General features: G+C 53.6%; 17 protein-coding genes. 6 read left to right on the plus strand and 11 right to left on the minus strand.

The window, feature by feature from the left end:
- Positions 1-67 precede the first annotated feature (67 nt).
- Positions 68-271 (plus strand): hypothetical protein, encoded by a 204-nt coding sequence (locus tag D4100_RS09910; RefSeq protein ID WP_043912987.1) that lies wholly within the window; start codon positions 68-70, stop codon positions 269-271.
- 101 nt (positions 272-372) lie between these two features.
- Here D4100_RS09910 and cheW read toward each other — a convergent pair whose 3' ends face one another.
- The 7 genes from cheW to D4100_RS25675 form a co-directional block, all read right to left on the minus strand.
- The gene (gene cheW, locus D4100_RS09915; protein WP_004946138.1) at positions 373-873 is read right to left on the minus strand and encodes a chemotaxis protein CheW; all 501 of its coding nucleotides are present in this window, start codon (positions 871-873) and stop codon (positions 373-375) included.
- A 31-nt stretch (positions 874-904) separates the two neighbouring features.
- Positions 905-2,878, minus strand: coding sequence for a chemotaxis protein CheA (gene cheA / locus D4100_RS09920; RefSeq protein ID WP_119804218.1), 1,974 nt, complete (start codon positions 2,876-2,878; stop codon positions 905-907).
- Positions 2,879-2,882: 4 nt separating this feature from the next.
- The gene (gene motB, locus D4100_RS09925) at positions 2,883-3,848 is read right to left on the minus strand and encodes a flagellar motor protein MotB (protein ID WP_006319152.1); all 966 of its coding nucleotides are present in this window, start codon (positions 3,846-3,848) and stop codon (positions 2,883-2,885) included.
- Positions 3,845-4,735 carry a flagellar motor stator protein MotA gene (motA, locus tag D4100_RS09930; protein WP_119804219.1) on the minus strand — a complete coding sequence of 297 codons (891 nt, stop codon included), beginning with the start codon at positions 4,733-4,735 and terminating at the stop codon, positions 3,845-3,847. Before motA ends, motB begins: the two co-directional genes overlap by 4 nt.
- Positions 4,736-4,893: 158 nt before the next feature.
- Complete coding sequence (gene flhC / locus D4100_RS09935) at positions 4,894-5,478, minus strand: flagellar transcriptional regulator FlhC (protein ID WP_158586339.1); 585 nt, start codon at positions 5,476-5,478, stop codon at positions 4,894-4,896.
- Positions 5,478-5,828: a flagellar transcriptional regulator FlhD gene (flhD, locus tag D4100_RS09940; protein WP_006319158.1), complete on the minus strand. Its 351-nt coding sequence runs from the start codon at positions 5,826-5,828 to the stop codon at positions 5,478-5,480. Before flhD ends, flhC begins: the two co-directional genes overlap by 1 nt.
- Positions 5,829-6,613: 785 nt before the next feature.
- Positions 6,614-6,787, minus strand: coding sequence for a hypothetical protein (locus D4100_RS25675; RefSeq protein ID WP_158586340.1), 174 nt, complete (start codon positions 6,785-6,787; stop codon positions 6,614-6,616).
- Between the two features lie 480 nt (positions 6,788-7,267).
- Between D4100_RS25675 and ydgT the strand changes: the two genes are divergently transcribed.
- The 3 genes from ydgT (at position 7,268) to D4100_RS09965 (ending at position 9,259) form a co-directional block, all read left to right on the plus strand.
- The gene (ydgT, locus tag D4100_RS09955; RefSeq protein ID WP_006319160.1) at positions 7,268-7,483 is read left to right on the plus strand and encodes a transcription modulator YdgT; all 216 of its coding nucleotides are present in this window, start codon (positions 7,268-7,270) and stop codon (positions 7,481-7,483) included.
- Between the two features lie 151 nt (positions 7,484-7,634).
- On the plus strand, positions 7,635-8,054 hold the full coding sequence (gene uspC, locus D4100_RS09960) for a universal stress protein UspC (RefSeq protein ID WP_119804223.1): 420 nt from the start codon (positions 7,635-7,637) through the stop codon (positions 8,052-8,054).
- 170 nt (positions 8,055-8,224) lie between these two features.
- A complete protein-coding gene (locus D4100_RS09965) occupies positions 8,225-9,259 on the plus strand; it encodes an NADP-dependent oxidoreductase (protein WP_006319162.1) in 1,035 nt (344 codons plus the stop codon).
- A gap of 57 nt (positions 9,260-9,316) precedes the next feature.
- Here D4100_RS09965 and pcp read toward each other — a convergent pair whose 3' ends face one another.
- The gene (gene pcp / locus D4100_RS09970; protein WP_119804224.1) at positions 9,317-9,964 is read right to left on the minus strand and encodes a pyroglutamyl-peptidase I; all 648 of its coding nucleotides are present in this window, start codon (positions 9,962-9,964) and stop codon (positions 9,317-9,319) included.
- A gap of 127 nt (positions 9,965-10,091) precedes the next feature.
- A complete protein-coding gene (kynA, locus tag D4100_RS09975; RefSeq protein ID WP_006326156.1) occupies positions 10,092-10,934 on the minus strand; it encodes a tryptophan 2,3-dioxygenase in 843 nt (280 codons plus the stop codon).
- A gap of 433 nt (positions 10,935-11,367) precedes the next feature.
- Here kynA and D4100_RS09980 point away from each other — a divergent pair, with 433 nt between their 5' ends.
- Positions 11,368-11,718: a hypothetical protein gene (locus tag D4100_RS09980; RefSeq protein ID WP_119804225.1), complete on the plus strand. Its 351-nt coding sequence runs from the start codon at positions 11,368-11,370 to the stop codon at positions 11,716-11,718.
- Between the two features lie 442 nt (positions 11,719-12,160).
- Here D4100_RS09980 and umuC read toward each other — a convergent pair whose 3' ends face one another.
- Positions 12,161-13,429: a translesion error-prone DNA polymerase V subunit UmuC gene (umuC, locus tag D4100_RS09990; protein ID WP_119804227.1), complete on the minus strand. Its 1,269-nt coding sequence runs from the start codon at positions 13,427-13,429 to the stop codon at positions 12,161-12,163.
- Between the two features lie 603 nt (positions 13,430-14,032).
- Between umuC and oxlT the strand changes: the two genes are divergently transcribed.
- On the plus strand, positions 14,033-15,289 hold the full coding sequence (gene oxlT, locus D4100_RS09995; protein ID WP_119804228.1) for an oxalate/formate MFS antiporter: 1,257 nt from the start codon (positions 14,033-14,035) through the stop codon (positions 15,287-15,289).
- A 50-nt stretch (positions 15,290-15,339) separates the two neighbouring features.
- Here the strand turns inward: oxlT and dsbG are convergent, their stop codons facing one another.
- Complete coding sequence (gene dsbG / locus D4100_RS10000; RefSeq protein WP_119804229.1) at positions 15,340-16,101, minus strand: thiol:disulfide interchange protein DsbG; 762 nt, start codon at positions 16,099-16,101, stop codon at positions 15,340-15,342.
- Between the last annotated feature and the right edge of the window lie 249 nt (positions 16,102-16,350).

A 16,350-nucleotide genomic window follows, 5' to 3' on the forward strand; every position in this document is an offset into this window, starting at 1 on the left:
GGGCTTGGTTCGTGCGCCTGCCAGGCGTAACATCCTGTCATCATCGGAAAGCCTTTGTGAGAACGAGATGGAGAGTCGACGAATCAAACGGGCGGCGTGGGTCTTTGCAGGATTCTTGATCATCAATCTGCTGAGCAGCCTGTTGAGCTCAACGACGCAGATCAGCCTGTTGCGTAGTGCCACGGTTGCGGCGCTGTTCGCTGCCGGCTACTTGCTGGTGACCTGCCGTGTCTGGAAAAAATACGTGCTGCGATTGAAGGATATCGATTAGTCTGGCAGCCCTGCCCACGTGCATCACCAGGCGCTGCCCGTTTTTGAGCGCAGCATGCGGCGCAGAGCAATTGCCGCATGCTGAACCCGTCTCACAGTGAATCAGGCGCTTTTCGCCACGCTGTCGACCAGCGACATCTCTTCGCTGCTCAGCAACTTTTCGATATCCACCAGAATCAGCATGCGATCGCCCAGCGATCCCAGGCCGGTCAGGTATTCGGTGGCCAGCGTTACGGCGAATTCCGGTGCCGGGCGGATCTGTTCGGTGGTCAACGACAGCACGTCGGATACGCCGTCAACCACAATCCCCACCACCCGCAGGCCAAAGTTCAGCACGATCACTACGGTGTTTTCATCGTAGGACACGTCCTGCTGGGCAAATTTCACCCGCAGATCGATAATCGGCACAATCACGCCACGCAGGTTGGTAACGCCCTTGATAAAGGCCGGCGTATTGGCAATGCGCGTAACCTGATCGTATCCGCGGATCTCCTGCACCTTGAGGATATCGATGCCATATTCCTCATTGCCCAAGGTAAAAATCAGGAATTCCTGCCCTACCGTTTCGCCAGCCAATTTGCTGACGGTTGCCAGTCCTGCCATATCATTCACCTCTACACCAATCGATTAATTATTATGCAGCCGCGTCCGTCAGTCGTTGTTCGCGGTTCAGCGTTTGCAGCGCCGACACATCGACAATCAGCGCCACGCTGCCGTCGCCCAGAATGGTCGCGGCGGAGATCCCCGGCACTTTGCGATAGTTGCTTTCCAGGTTCTTCACCACCACCTGATGCTGGCCGATCAGTTGATCCACCAGCAACGCATAGCGGCGGCCGGCGCTTTGCAGGATCACCACAATGCCCTGCGTGGCGTCGGTTTTGGCGCCTGCCACCTCGAACACCCGGAACAGCTCCACCAGCGGCAGATATTCGCCGCGCACCTGCAACACCCGTTCGCCACCGGCCAACGGATGCAGGTCTTCGGCCTGCGGCTGCAACGATTCCATTACCGCGTTGAGCGGCAGGATAAACACTTCATCGTTCACCTTGACCGACATACCGTCGAGGATCGCCAGCGTCAACGGCAGCAAAATGCGAATGGCGGTGCCCTTGCCTGCCTGCGAATGGATTTCTACATGCCCACCCATTTCCTGAATATTTCGCTTCACCACGTCCATGCCGACACCGCGGCCGGACACGTCGGTCACCTGCTCTGCGGTGGAAAAACCCGGTGCGAAGATCAGCATGCCGACCTCTTCATCACTCATGCTGTCGCTGACCGCCAACCCCTGCGACGCCGCCTTGGCGAGAATTTTTGCCCGGTTCAGCCCGGCGCCGTCGTCGGTCACCTCAATGCAGATATTGCCGCCCTGATGCTCCGCCGACAGAACCAGATTACCCACTGCCGATTTACCGGCAGCAACGCGCGTGGCCGGGTCTTCAATGCCGTGATCCAGGCTGTTGCGCACCAGGTGCGTCAGGGGATCGATAATGCGTTCGATCAGGCTCTTGTCCAGCTCGGTAGAACTGCCCTGCAACTGCAGCTCCACCTGCTTGTTCAGCTTGCCGGCCAGATCGCGCACCAGGCGCGGAAAACGGCTGAACACGTATTCCATCGGCATCATGCGGATCGACATCACCGACTCTTGCAGATCGCGCGCGTTACGCTCCAGCTGGCTCATGCTGTTGAGCAGATCGCCGTGGTTGACCGGGTCCAGGCTGCCGGAACGCTGCGCCAGCATCGACTGGGTGATCACCAGTTCCCCCACCAGGTTGATCAATTGGTCAACTTTCTCCACCGCCACGCGGATGCTGGTAGATTCGCCGGCCTTGGCGCGAACCTTCGGCGCTTCGGCAGCCGCAGGTACCGGTTTGGCTACCGGCGGCTCTGCGGCCTGAACGGCAAGGGGCTGCGGCGCTGCCGGCGGCAACTCGGCCGGCGGCGGCGTGGCGAAGCTGATTTGCTCCGGCTCCAGCACGAAACACAACACCGCGCTGATATCCTCTTCGCTGGCGGAAGTCAGCAGCGTCGCTTCCAGGCTGCTTTCGGTCTGCTGCGGATTTTTCACCTCGCCCAGGTTGCCCAACTCTTCCAGCATCAGCGGGATTTCATTCGGCTTCAGGCCACTAAGGCAAACCCGCATCCCGCCTTCTATCGCCGAAGGCGCGGCGACAGCAGTTTCCGTCAACGCAAGCGCAGCGGGAGCATCCTGCTGCTGTGCGTCCAGCGCAAGCTGCCGCAACGCCTGACAGATATATTCAAAGCTGTCGGCGTCTGGTTTTTGCGACGTTTTATAGGCGTCCAGTTGCTCCTGCATAATGTCTTTGGTTTCCAGAAACAGGTTGATAATTTCAGTGCTCAGGCTCATCTCCTGACGCCGCGCACCGTCCAGCAAGTTCTCCAGCAGATGGGTGGTTTCCTGCAGCACCGAAAAGCCGAAGGTCGCCGCGCCGCCCTTGATCGAGTGCGCTGCGCGGAAAATGGCGTTCAGCGGTTCAATGTCCGGGGCCAGCGGATCCAGCTCCAGCAGGTGTTGCTCCATGTCGGCCAGCAGCTCATCTGCTTCATCAAAAAAGGTCTGATAAAAAGCGCTAATATCCATGCTCACGGGGTCACCTCTGCTGTGAGTCGCTGTTAGTCGGTGAAGGGACAGCCACCGGCTGCTCCGGAGTGATAAGGGTGGCCGGGGCCGTCGCCGACGGTGCCAAAGGCTTCAGGTCTACCGGCCGGGCGACGCCCATCGCGTTGCTTTCGGCATTTTCGTGTTCAATGCCCTGCTGGGTTTGCTTGTTCAGTACCAGCACGGTGATGCGGCGGTTGATGGCATCATCGGCGCCGTGCTGTTTCAGGCTCATGGTCGCGGCCATGCCCACCACCCGCAGCACTTTGCCCTCCGACAGCCCACCGGCGATCAGCTCGCGCCGTGAGGCGTTGGCACGATCGGCTGACAACTCCCAGTTGCTGTAGCCGCGCTCGCCGGTGGCATAGGGAATGTCATCGGTATGGCCAGACAGGCTGATTTTATTCGGCAGGTCATTCAGGATCGGCGCAATCGCCCGCAGGATGTCGCGCATGTAGCTTTCCACCTGCGCGCTGCCGGTTTTGAACATGGGCCGGTTCTGGCTATCGATGATCTGAATGCGCAAGCCTTCATCCATCATGTTGATCAGCAGATGCGGGCGCAGCGCTTTCAGGCGCGGGTCGGACTCAATCAGCTCATCGAGTTTTTCCCGCAGCTTGTTGAGGCGCAGTTCCTCGTCGCGCTTCTCCAGCGTCTCGATCTGTTTTTTCACCAGCCCCTCCTGCTGGGTGGGATCATCCCCGCCCCCCGGGATCGGGCTGCTCTCCGAACTGCTCTTGTCGCCGGTGGTCAGCGCCACCTTCAACGGCGTGCGAAAATATTCGGCGATTTGCGTCAGCTCCTGCGGGCTGGCGATCGCCAACAACCACATCACCAGGAAGAACGCCATCATGGCGGTCATAAAGTCAGCATAAGCAATCTTCCAGGAGCCACCGTGGTGCGCCGCATGATGCGATTTGCGTTTCCTGACCAGCACAACCGGGTGATTCTGCTTCATACCTGTTCTTCTTCCGTCGCCTGCTGCACCGGCGCTTTCACCCGGCGCACGTGCTCTTCCAGCTCAACGAAGGACGGTCGCTCGGTGGTGTACAGCGTTTTACGGCCGAATTCGACCGCAATCTGCGGTGCATAACCGTTCAGGCTCGACAGCAGCGTTACCTTGATGCACTGCATCATTTTGACGTTTTCCGCGCTTTTCTGCCGCAGCAGGGTCGCCAGCGGCGAGATGAAACCGTAGGCCAGCAAAATGCCGAGGAAAGTACCGACCATCGCGTTGGCGATAAGCGCCCCCAACTCGGCCGCCGGGCGATCGGCCGAGGCCAGCGCATGCACCACGCCCATTACCGCCGCCACAATGCCGAACGCCGGCAACGAGTCGCCGACCATCGCCAGGCTGCCTGCCGGTACCTCGCTTTCCTGTTCGAAGGTTTCGATCTCTTCATCCATCAGCGCTTCAATCTCAAACGCATTCATGTTGCCGCTCACCATCAGCCGTAAGTAATCGGTTATAAATTCCACCAGGGTGTTATCGGCAAGGATGCGGGGATAATTAGAGAAAATTTCACTTTCCTGCGGGTTATCGATATCGAACTCGAGGGACAGCATGCCCTGCTGACGGGATTTGGCCAGCAGCCGATACAGCAGCGCCATCAGATCCATATACAGATCCTTGCTGTACTTTGAACGACGCATCAGCTTGGGAATGGCGCGCAGGGTGGATTTTATCGCCTTACCGTTGTTACCTACGATAAAGGCGCCGATGCCTGCACCGCCGATAATCAAAAACTCCGCCGGTTGATAAAGCGCACCGAGATGTCCCCCCACAATCAGGTACCCGCCAAAGACCGCACCCAATACCACGAGATAACCCAAAATAACTAACACACGCATTCCTTAAATTAACAATGTGGATGGAAGGTGGGATAAGCGCGCTTTTGAGCCGCAAGGCCGCAGCAGGCCAGGCTGCGCCTGCGGGTTCGGTATGCCGAACCCTGCGTTTCACAAGTCTGTTCAGATCTGGCTGAACCGGCGCTGCCGCCGGCTCAAATTGCGCGTTTAACCTGCTCGTCCAGCAGTTGAGGAATAATATCGGCCAGTTGCGGCGAAAGTTTACGTCTTTTTACTGCGCGGGAAGGAGGCTGGCATAAACTGCAAACAAAACTGTTCAAGGGTTGGTGTGCGTGGGTGATGAAAGTGCCGCCGCAGCAGTTGCAGGCGGAGAGCTGCAACATGCCGCTATCGACGAAGCGCACCAGCGTCCAGGCGCGGGTCAGCGCCAACAGCGGCGTCTCCCCCGGCTGGTGCGGACACTGCTCCAGATACAGACGATAGGCTTTGATCACCGCCTCAACGCCGGTGCAATGCCCGCTCTTCATCAAGAAACTGTAGGCGTTGTAAAACATGGACGAATGGATGTTCTGTTCCCAGGTCATAAACCAGTCGGTAGAGAACGGCAACATCCCCTTCGGCGGCGGGCTGCCGCGCAATTCCTTATAGAGTTTGATCAACCGCCCGCGGCTGAGCTGGGTTTCGCTTTCCAGCATCTGCAAACGCGCACCCAGCGTAATCAATTCCATAGCCAGCTGAATGTCCTTGGCTTCCTGAACAATACTTTTCTCTACCATCATCAGGCTCTTTTCTTCGTCGCACTACCGTTTTTATCCGATAGTTCTTGCAGTAAATGGCTTGATAGCAAAATGCCCGTATGGATTTGCTGCAGATCGTCCACGCGTGACTCTTTCGTCAGGCGCTCGATGGTATGGCTTTCGTTAAAACGGAAGTGACAGACCAACTGGTTAGTCTCAGCCAGTTTGACCATTTGCGGTAACGTGAGTTGAGCGAGCGCGTCGGCCATGGCTTCGTCGATACCCAGACGGAACATTGCCGATGCTTTTTCATCATTAATCAGACGCTGTGCTAAAAGTAAATATGACAAATTTATGTCATAAATATGCTTAAGTAATTCAGACGTACCCATATTCCCCATCCCGACAGACTATGTTTAAAAACATACGCTGGGTGATAATTTTTATCGCCCGTGACCTGGGTTTGTTCCCGAAGTTGGCAAATGAATCCCTGAATAACGGCCGTTATAAATTTTTCAACATCTCTAAATTCGGACCATCATTCAGTATTTGATACGTGCGTAAACCAACGTGTATGGATGTACAGCATTTTGCTTCGATAGTGTGTAGTCACCATGAAACTATTTTTACAAAATTAATAAGATTATTCCTAAAGCAGCGCAACTCTACCCCCGAACCATTAGCACACACAATGTAAGTAAGAGGCAATTTTAAATACAATGTGATGCGGATCACAAAAATAAAAAATAATTAAGCCAAACCCCCGCTTATTCGGCCATTTTTCACCCGTGTTTTTGCTCAAAAAGCCGCCATAAGTAAAAAAACGTCTTAAAAACAATGTATATAAGCCAAAAACATATCATTTTTAGATCAATTCGAACAAAAGCATTACCAAACCAAAATAACAGAACAAAAATCTGCTTACAGGCAATAAACACAGTATAAATAACCGTTTAATTAACAATAAACTATCAACAACAACAAAGTAACCCATGAAAACTATAAGGGTGTTGGGTTTCGGATTTGACTTAAAAAACGGCAGATTGCCTGTTTTAATTTTCAGCGAATGGGGATATTAGGTTAACGAGGACTCGCTTAGGTTGTGAACAAGAAAACAGAGGTAACGATATGTTTCTCGATAAGCAGAGTTAAAGCGACAAGCCTGGGTTTATTTTTATTAAAAAATCCCCCGATACGTTTTATCGGCAGCGATAATTAAAACTTTAATCATTTTTTCTTCATTGGCGAAAAGCTTAAATCTCAACAGACGCCTCTTGGTCAATAAAAATTCCCAACGTATTTTTGGCAACCCTATAAAATAAAGCGCAAGTTTGTTTTTATTTTTGCTCACCGGGTTGATCCGTTTCGTCATTCACTACCGTCGGAGAGCTCATGCATATAGTGCCGGTCATATCGCCATCGCCAGCGGTGAGAGGATTGAAGATTCCCAGCGGAAGTTTCAGATGGATACAGCCACCCGCCGAAAGATTGCAGCGTGACGCAAAACATCCCCGCCATAGGGGGGTAACCCAGCATTTGCCCCCGGTTTGCTCAGGGCGCGTTGCTCCCTGTCCCCTTTACGCCCTCCCCCTGCAATCTGAGACTTTCCTTAATTCACGTCTTTAGCGGCAGGATGGCATTGCCGATACCGCGTGGGCATATTATTATTCTTGGCGTAAAGGCGCTGGTAACGCAGCCGATTATTACCCTATTGCAATTTATTTATTTGAAATTAATTTTCAGGTCGCACATCACGCTTTTGGCTCACCCCTGCATGACCGCGTGATGTTTCTTCGTCCGGCTACAACTATTAACAGGCTATATTTTAATCATGACTGATACCTTCGATTACCTGATGACGTTCCGCAAGTGCTCCAGTCTGGACAGCGTGGAAAAAGTGTACGACAAGCTGAACTACTCCATTGATAATGATATTGAAATCAGTAACATGTACCGCGCAGCCGATCATCGTCGCGCCGAGTTGGTTGCCGGTAAATTGTTCGATCTTGGCAAGGTGCCAAAAACGCTGTGGGCGCAGGTGTTTTAATTTTCCTTCATTGCGCGCGAACGCCCCTTTATCTTTTATTGCTAAATAACGGCAATAATCTCCGATTTATTGTCGCGCGTGATACAAACCACATTTATCAAATGCATCAGGCTCTACTCTTTACCCTAAGTATGGGAAACGGGGGTGGAAGATGGGATATCAAAACGTTCTGGTTACTGTTGCCGTGGCGGCTGACAGCCACCGCCTGGTTGAAAAAGCCGTCTCCATCGTGCGCCCCTCCAACGGCAAAATCACCCTGCTGAGCACGATTGCCAATCCGGAAATGTACAACAACTTCGCCGGGCCGATGTTGGGCGATCTGCGAGCACTGATGGAAGAAGAGACGCTGCTGTTTATGGAGGAGTTGCGGCTGCGAGCCGATTATCCCATCACCGAGACGCTGATCGTTCATGGTGAACTGAGCGACAGTCTGAGCTATGCCCGCCAGCGCCAGCCGTTTGATCTGGTGATCTGCGGCAACCACAGCGACAGCATGATGAACAAGATCTCCTGTTCTGCGGCGCGCTTTATCAATACCAGCCATATCGACGTGCTGATCGTCCCGCTCTGATACCCGGCGGCTTGATGGCAAGACCGCCGCTACGCCGCCCTTATTCTTCATGACTCGCTTTTGGTTCTGTGATGGCCCTGCCGATTTAAGGGACGCCGAAGCACATTAGGCCATTTCCCCTTACCGATGATTGACTAGACTTAGGATTCTGTCCGCATAAGGAGTTCCTGATGTCTCAATCTGAACAGCAAAATCGCCGCATCCTGCTGGCCTCACGTCCGCACGGTGAACCTACCGCAGACAATTTCCGCCTGGAAACGACGGATATACCTCAACCCGCCACCGGCCAGGTGCTTTTACGCACCGTTTATCTGTCGCTTGATCCCTATATGCGCGGCCGTATGAGCGATGCCCCTTCTTACGCCCCACCGGTGGAGATCGGCCAGGTCATGGTCGGCGGCACGGTGTCGCGCGTTGTTACATCGCAACACCCGGATTTTAAACCCGGTGACTGGGTGCTGGGCTACGATGGCTGGCAGGACTATGCGCTGTCTGACGGCAACGGCTTGCATAACCTCGGCGCGCAGCAAACACAGCCTTCCCGCCTGCTCGGGGTCCTGGGCATGCCGGGCTTTACCGCTTATATGGGCCTGCTGGATATCGGCCGGCCGCAACCCGGTGAAACCCTGGTGGTTGCCGCAGCCAGCGGTGCCGTCGGCTCGGTCGTTGGCCAGGTAGCCAGGCTGAAGGGTTGCCGCGTGGTCGGCGTGGCGGGCGGTGCGGAAAAATGCCGCTATGTGGTGGAAGAACTGGGCTTCGACGCCTGTGTCGATCACCGGGCTGCCGATTTTGCCGAACAGCTGGCCGCAGCCTGCCCACAGGGGATCGACATTTATTACGAGAACGTCGGCGGTGCGGTATTCGATGCGGTGATGCCGCTGCTGAACGCCAGAGCACGTATTCCGGTCTGCGGCATTATCGCCCACTATAACGCTACCGGTTTGCCCGACGGCCCGGATCGCCTGCCGATGCTGCAGGGGCTGATTTTGCGCAAGCGCATCCGCATGCAGGGCTTTATTATTTTCGATGACTATGGTTCAGAATATGGCGACTTCCTGCAGCAAATGGGCGAATGGGTCGGGCAGGGAAAAATCAAATTCCGCGAGGATATGGTCGACGGGCTGGAAAATGCGCCGCAGGCGCTTATCGGCCTGTTGCAGGGCAAAAACTTCGGCAAGCTGGTGATCCGCGTCGCCGACGAGTAACCGAAAGCCAGGGCGCAGCGGTCCGCTACGCCCTGGTATGACTTCAATCCAACGGCCTCAGTGCAGCGCGCCGCCACCGATCGCCAAATCCTCTTCATTCGTCAACGTGGTATGCACGATGCTGCGCACCGCTTCGATCATGGTCGCCAACGCCATGCTCGGCTTGCCCGGATGATTGACCGCCAGTTCATGGCTGTACGGAATGTGAATAAACCCACCTTTTATCGCCAGATGATGACTGGCAATATGGTGGCTCAGCCCGTAAAAAAGCTGGTTGCAGTTATAGGTACCGGCAGTATGAGACACTGCCGCCGGAATACCCTGCCGGCGCAGGTGATGCACAATCGCCTTCACCGGCAGCGTAGCGAAGTAACCGACCGGCCCGCCCTCTACCACCGGCACGTCTATCGGCTGTTTACCGGCGTTATCGGGAATGCGGGCGTCGATCAGGTTGACGGCCACCCGCTCAACGGAGATCTCCCCGCGCCCGCCGGCCAACCCCAGGCAGATCACCGCCACGGGATGCAGCTCTTCGATCGCCGCAATCAGCTGTTGGTTGGACCGCCCCAACACACAGGCAAGCTCGCGCACCACCACCTCCGCGCCGGCGATGCGTTCCCCCGCCAGAGCCTGTGCAACCTGCCATGAAGGGTTTACGTCGTCCCCGTCAAACGGCTCGATGCCGGTCACCAATACTCTCTCCATCGTCACACCTTATGCTGTGTTTAAATTCGTAGGGTATCAGCCTAAACGCGACAATATGATTATGGAAATATGTTATCCGCATATGTCAATGCGTCGGGCCTGCGGTTATATCTTCTGCACCGATTCGCTAAGCACCAATTTCGGTGCGCACATCCAGCAGTTCGGGGAAGAAAGTCAGATCCAGCGCCTTTTTCAGGAAGCTGACGCCGCTGGAGCCGCCGGTACCCGATTTGAAGCCGATAATCCGCTCCACCGTCTTCATATGACGGAAACGCCACAGGTGGAAGCTTTCTTCTATATCCACCAGTTTCTCGGCCATTTCATAGGCTTCCCAGTATTTTTGCGGATGGTCGTAGATCTCTTTGAACGCCGGCAACAGATTTGGGTTGCGCTGGTACGGCTGCGTCCAGTCGCGGTCGATACACTCCTGCGGGATCGGCAGGCCGTGGCGTGACAGGTAAAGCAGGTATTCGTCGTACAGGCTTGGGGCTTCGAGGATCGCCTTCAGCGCCGCATGTTTTTCCGCATCATTACTGAACACCGCCAGCATGGCCGCATTCTTGTTGCCCAGCAAAAACTCGATGGAACGGTACTGATGGGATTGAAAACCCGACGAGTTGCCCAGCACGTCGCGAAACTCTACATACTCCGACGGCGTCAGGGTTTCCAGCACCGCCCACTGTTCAAACAGCAGCCGCTGGATCTGTTTGACCCTGGCCAGGATCTTGAAACAGTGGCTGAGCTTGTCCTGCTGCACCAGCGCCCGCGCCGCCTGCAGTTCGTGCAGCATCAGTTTCATCCACAGTTCAGAGGTTTGGTGCTGCACCACGAACAACATTTCATCATGATGCTGCGGGTTGGACAGCGGATGCTGGCAATCCAGCAACTGGTCCAGGCACAGGTAATCGCCGTAGCTCATGCGTTTGGAAAAATCGGTGACAATCGCGCTTTCTAATTCTCGTTTGTTCATCTGTATTCTCCGCGGTACCACGGCCGGAAGCGGCGTGGAACGTGCTGCAAAGAGAAAACAATAGTACAGAACCCTCACACCCGAAGGACTATAAACGAGAGTTGCCTCGCAGATCTCGGTCTTGGCGTGGCTGGGGTAATCCCGTATCGCTAAAGGTACGGGAGAGATATCACGCCTGACACAGAACGCGGGCGCGAGAGCCGCGAACAACGCAAATAAATAACAAGTCGAGCACGAACATTACAGATTAACTATACCGATTAACCTTACGAGTATTAATTAACGTTTAGACTTACCCTAACCAATAATATAAATAGCCTGCCAACTTAATTTAATAAAATAACACTTGATATGACGATTACGATGAGATAATAATTAATCACCTTACAGAGGCCTGTTTTAAAATAAATCATATATTCAAAAGGAGTTGGTTATGGAAACAGTTGATGCGATTTGGTTAGACTCTATCGCCGGCGGCCGCGGTAATAATGGCGGCGATCGTACCGACAATGGCGGAAGAAATAAGGGTAGAAGTAGTTCCAACAACAAGAGTGGTTCAGGTAATTACTACGCCAACAATACCTCGGCAGACTGTATCAATGGGATGGGCGTTGGTGCGGCATTGGGCGTATTTGGTGGATTACCCGGTGTGGCCGCTGGATTGATTGGCGGTGCGATTACCGGAAAATGTTTCCAGGACACCAGTAAAGGCGGCGGCAACGTAGGAATGGGCAAAGGCGGCAACAAGTGCGGGTCAAGCGCTGGCGGCAGTTGTTCCTGGTAAGGGTTACCTCTAAAAAATTATTTTTATATTTTTTGCCAGGTTCACTTTCGGCAAGTCTCCTATAGAGAGTTAAACTGCCAATCTTTAATTGAAACAACGCAAGCACCTGGGAATTCATTAATTAAAGGCGGCAGTTAACACCTGTCGCCTTATAAATTAACAAAGAGTTATATATGGACAAAATCATCAGGCCCATAATTATATTTTTCGCTATACTTTCCATCTCCCCTTTCCTTAGTGGTGCCGGAGTGATGGCCTCTGGCCTGGGGTTCTCCGCACCCGCGGGCCTATCCAAATTTATGGTTACCCTCGCCACCGGCTACTTTTTTGTTTCTTTATCCTTAAGGATCTATGAGTTCTTAAGAAAAAAGTAAATTCATATAGCAGAAAACCACTAAAATCTGGTTTAAGACTCAATCCCCTGCTCGGTATTGGGCCGGACTCAGCCCATCCTGACCCTGAGAATATCGCTAAATTTAGTGGTATAGGCCGGCGATAGCATTTCGCGTTTCATCTGCCAGGGTTTGGCGATGCCCTGCCCGGCAAACCAGATGCGGCCGCGCCCTTCCCGGTTGAGCTTGTCCAGCGTCGCCATCAGTTGGCCGCTGTTGCGCCGTGGCGGGCAGTCGTCGAACAAGTCAATTTGCGCCATGGCGCCTGCGCTGAAATCCCCCAGTATTACGCCGCCTTTCAGGTAACGGTGCCCCTCCCGCCAGATGCTTTCCAGCGCACGCACCGCCATGGCGATAATATCGCGGCTGTCGTTGCTCGGCGTTTGCAACCGGGCGGTACCCAGATTGCTGTAGTAACCCTCGCCTGCGGAATGCGGGCTGGTCTTGATAAAGACCGACACGCTGCGGCAGTAGCGTTCGTCTTGCCGCAGTTTTTCCGCCGCGCGCTCCGCATAGCTGCAAATCGCCTCCCGCATATGCGGATAATGGGTCAACCGCTGGCCGAACGAGCGTGAACAGATGATCTGCTCTCTGGCTGCGGCCTCATCCTCCCATTGCAGGCAGGATTCCCCGCGCAACTCACGCACCGTGCGTTCCAGCACCACGCTGAAGGTTTTGCGTACCAGCCGGGTGTCGCAGTCCGCCAGTTGCAATGCGTTTTCAATCCCCATCGCACGCAGTTGCCGGGTCAGTCGGCGGCCGACGCCCCACACTTCCTCTACCGGTATCAACGCCAGCAGCTTGCGTTGGCGGACAGGATCCGAAAGATCCACCACACCCCGGGTGCCTGGCCAACGCTTGGCTGCGTAATTGGCCAACTTGGCCAGCGTCTTGCTGGGCGCGATGCCCACGCCGACGGCCAAATGCGTCTCCTGTAAAATCCTTTGTTGCACCTGGCGACCAAACTGCGCCAGATCGGCACAGCGGTTAACGCCATCCAGCCACAGAAAGGCTTCGTCCAGCGAATAGATTTCTACCGCCGGCGCCATCTCGTCCAGAATGCTCATCACCCGGTGGGACATATCGGCATACAGTGCGTAGTTGGAAGAGAACACCGCCACATTGCGGCGGCGCATCTCCTCCTTGATCTTGAAATACGGCGCCCCCATCGGCACGCCCAGCATCTTGGCCTCGGCACTGCGGGCAATCACGCAACCATCGTTATTGGACAGCACTATCACCGGCCGCCCCTTCAGATCCGGCCGAAAAACCGTCTCGCAGGAAGCATAAAAGCTGTTCACATCGACCAGGGCAAACATCGTCAGACCGCTCCATAGTAAAGGCTTGGCATGATCGCATCGGGTTCTGGGCAACAGGGTTGATGTGTCTTCATAATGCATAACTTAACTGTATATATATACAGCTAATGATAAACAAAAATCACCGCCCTGCAAGCAACTTTGCCGGCAGAATGCGGTGTTAATCGCTAAGGCAATCATTTTCTGTGAAATTTGACTGGCTGGCCCCCCCTGAGCCGAAAGCGCATTCCGCCCTACATGAATGCCCGGTTGGTATGCAGGCTTCGCTACAGACTCCCCCTAAACATGCAGTTCATCATAAAGGCATGCATAACATCACAGCGTCATCATTAGCTATTCCCTTCCCCTATTTAGGAATATTTATACTTAACCTATCGATTATATTAATTAATGCCGCACTAAGGTTGCTCATCTGCACTATACCCGTGCGAAATATCATTCATCAATCCCACCAAAATTTAATTTAAACGTATCTTTAATCTAAAAAAATAAAACATATCAGATTGTTAAATAACAACTTTATTATTTGTTTTTTATTCTGGCACGCTTAATGCTCACACTGACATACCGACAGACACAACACTTATATCTTGGGAGATTTAAATGACCCTGGTCAGCGAGTCAGTAATAGAAAAAAGCAATCAACGGTGGACACAACTCCTTTTGGGATTGATCTGTATGGCGGCGATTTCCAGCCCGCAATATGTCTGGACATTATTGACCAAATCGCTGTCGGCCAAACTGGGGGTTGATCTGCCTGCGTTACAGGTCACCTTTTCGCTGCTCATCATATTGCAAACGTTCTTCTCGCCCTTTCAGGGCAAGCTTATCGATCGCTTTGGGCCACGGATATTAATCTCCATAGGTACGCTGCTTTCGGGATTTAGCTGGATTATTTCATCCCAGGTCAGCGACCTGACTGAGCTTTATCTGGTTTATGGCTGCCTCGGCGGGCTGGGTACCGGCATTGTGTATATCGGCGTAGTTGGGCTGATGGTTAAGTGGTTTCCGCAACAGCGCGGTTTTGCCGCCGGAGCCGTGGCTGCCGGATATGGCATGGGGGCGATTTTAACCACCTTCCCCATCAGTATCTCCCTGGGGACCTACGGCCTTGAGCAGACCATGATGGTCTTCGGCGGCCTCTTTGCCCTGGTGGGTTTCCTGGCCAGCCAAGGGTTGAAAGTGCCGGTCAATATTACTGCGCAACCCGCCAATACCAAGCTGGAGCAGAATAAACGCCAGTTCACGTCAAAAGAAATGCTGCGTCAGCCTCTGTTCTGGCTGATGTTTGTCATGATGGCAATGATGTCCACCTCCGGATTGATGGTGACGTCACAGATGGCTATTTTCGCGGAAGATTTTGGCATCAGCCAGGCGGTGGTCTTTGGCCTGGCGGCGCTGCCCCTGGCGTTAACCCTAGATCGCTTCACCAATGGGCTGACTCGCCCATTGTTCGGTTTCATTTCCGATCGCTATGGCCGGGAAAAAACCATGTTTATCGCCTTTGCGCTCGAAGGTGTCGCAATGACGCTGTGGCTGATGTGCCGTGAGGATCCACTGTTATTCGTTTTGCTTTCTGGGGTGGTGTTTTTTGGTTGGGGGGAGATATTTTCTTTGTTCCCTGCCACATTAACCGATACCTTCGGCAGCCAAAACGCCACCGCCAACTATGGCTGGCTGTACATGTCGCAAGGGATCGGCTCTATTTTTGGCGGCCCGTTGGCGGCATTGCTTTATCAGCACACGCAAGGATGGCACGTTGTTTTTGGCATGGCGATTTCCTTTGATTTTATCACCGCCGCACTGGCCCTTTGGGTGTTGAAACCCTGGCGTTCACGCTTTATGCGCCAACACGGCTGATAATAAACCGGGTGACCTGAGCCGCGGTCACCCGGCAAACGGCATGCGAACTATTTACAAGCCACAAGATTGGCCATCTGATCTTTATCCGGCAGACCGACGATCTGTTGCAGCATATTGGCGTGGTTCAGATAATAAATTGCCGGCGTGCCGTTGGCGCCCAGATCGTCCATCAATTTCTGGTTGTACTGGATCTGGGAAAAAATCGGCTGTGGCGTTTTTTCCAAAAGTGTCGGCTTGTTTTTGCCGCCAGACAGCTCGAAATCCTGCCAGACCTGCGCGGGGTTATCGGCAGACAATATCGCCGCCGCATAACGGCCGCTGTCGGGCTGCATGACAGCGACCAACTGCGTTTTCATGGCGATTTTATTGTCTTTGATATAGGGCTGCACTTCCTGCCTGAACTTTTTACAGTAAGGGCAAAACGGATCGGCAAACACGACAACCTGGCAATTTGCCTTATCGCTGCCTTCCATGATGCCTGGCGCTTTTAAGAGCGTTTTCCACATCTCCCGGCCAGCCGGCAGGTATATCTCCTCTTTTATGACTTTTTCGCTCAGGTTATTTCCATTCTCATCGTACATATAGCCTGATATGGCATGTTTTTTATCCGGGGTCAGATAAATTGTCACCCCCGTTCCCTGATATTTGCCCAGCCATCCCTGAACGCCACCTGGCGCAGTGAAGGGTTTGATGATTTCAATACCTTGTTTTTCCAATTGTTTGACCGGTGCGGGAAGCGCCGCAGGCGTTGCAGCCTGAACCTGCGAGCCGATAAGCACCGCAGATAATGCGAGGATGCATTTGTTCATTCTTATCTCCCTATAATAGGTACTCGTTATGGGCCTTTATATCACAAACCACCGCCCCTCCCGTCACTCGCTAAAGGGCAACACTCGCCTCTATCTCATAGTAACAAATTCTCCTGCCCCGTTTGGCTGAGGTAGAATGGCAATATCTAACGCTACGGGGGAAGCAGGTACCAAAAGGGTACGGCGCTCCCAGTCAAGACGACAGTAATTGCAAAACAGATCCCATTGGCCTTTATCATTGCCAGAGTT

It is taken from the genome of Serratia inhibens (assembly GCF_003591175.1).
Taxonomy (GTDB): Bacteria; Pseudomonadota; Gammaproteobacteria; order Enterobacterales; family Enterobacteriaceae; genus Serratia; species Serratia inhibens.

Excerpts from the sequence above, each read along its gene's own strand:
- D4100_RS09910 (WP_043912987.1), top strand. The coding sequence starts at position 68 with ATGGAGAGTCGACGAATCAAACGGGCGGCGTGGGTCTTTGCAGGATTC.
- cheW (WP_004946138.1), bottom strand. The coding sequence starts at position 873 with ATGGCAGGACTGGCAACCGTCAGCAAATTGGCTGGCGAAACGGTAGGG.
- motB (WP_006319152.1), bottom strand. The coding sequence starts at position 3,848 with ATGAAGCAGAATCACCCGGTTGTGCTGGTCAGGAAACGCAAATCGCAT.
- flhC (WP_158586339.1), bottom strand. The coding sequence starts at position 5,478 with ATGATGGTAGAGAAAAGTATTGTTCAGGAAGCCAAGGACATTCAGCTG.
- flhD (WP_006319158.1), bottom strand. The coding sequence starts at position 5,828 with ATGGGTACGTCTGAATTACTTAAGCATATTTATGACATAAATTTGTCA.
- ydgT (WP_006319160.1), top strand. The coding sequence starts at position 7,268 with ATGACTGATACCTTCGATTACCTGATGACGTTCCGCAAGTGCTCCAGT.
- uspC (WP_119804223.1), top strand. The coding sequence starts at position 7,635 with ATGGGATATCAAAACGTTCTGGTTACTGTTGCCGTGGCGGCTGACAGC.
- D4100_RS09965 (WP_006319162.1), top strand. The coding sequence starts at position 8,225 with ATGTCTCAATCTGAACAGCAAAATCGCCGCATCCTGCTGGCCTCACGT.
- pcp (WP_119804224.1), bottom strand. The coding sequence starts at position 9,964 with ATGGAGAGAGTATTGGTGACCGGCATCGAGCCGTTTGACGGGGACGAC.
- kynA (WP_006326156.1), bottom strand. The coding sequence starts at position 10,934 with ATGAACAAACGAGAATTAGAAAGCGCGATTGTCACCGATTTTTCCAAA.
- D4100_RS09980 (WP_119804225.1), top strand. The coding sequence starts at position 11,368 with ATGGAAACAGTTGATGCGATTTGGTTAGACTCTATCGCCGGCGGCCGC.
- umuC (WP_119804227.1), bottom strand. The coding sequence starts at position 13,429 with ATGTTTGCCCTGGTCGATGTGAACAGCTTTTATGCTTCCTGCGAGACG.
- oxlT (WP_119804228.1), top strand. The coding sequence starts at position 14,033 with ATGACCCTGGTCAGCGAGTCAGTAATAGAAAAAAGCAATCAACGGTGG.
- dsbG (WP_119804229.1), bottom strand. The coding sequence starts at position 16,101 with ATGAACAAATGCATCCTCGCATTATCTGCGGTGCTTATCGGCTCGCAG.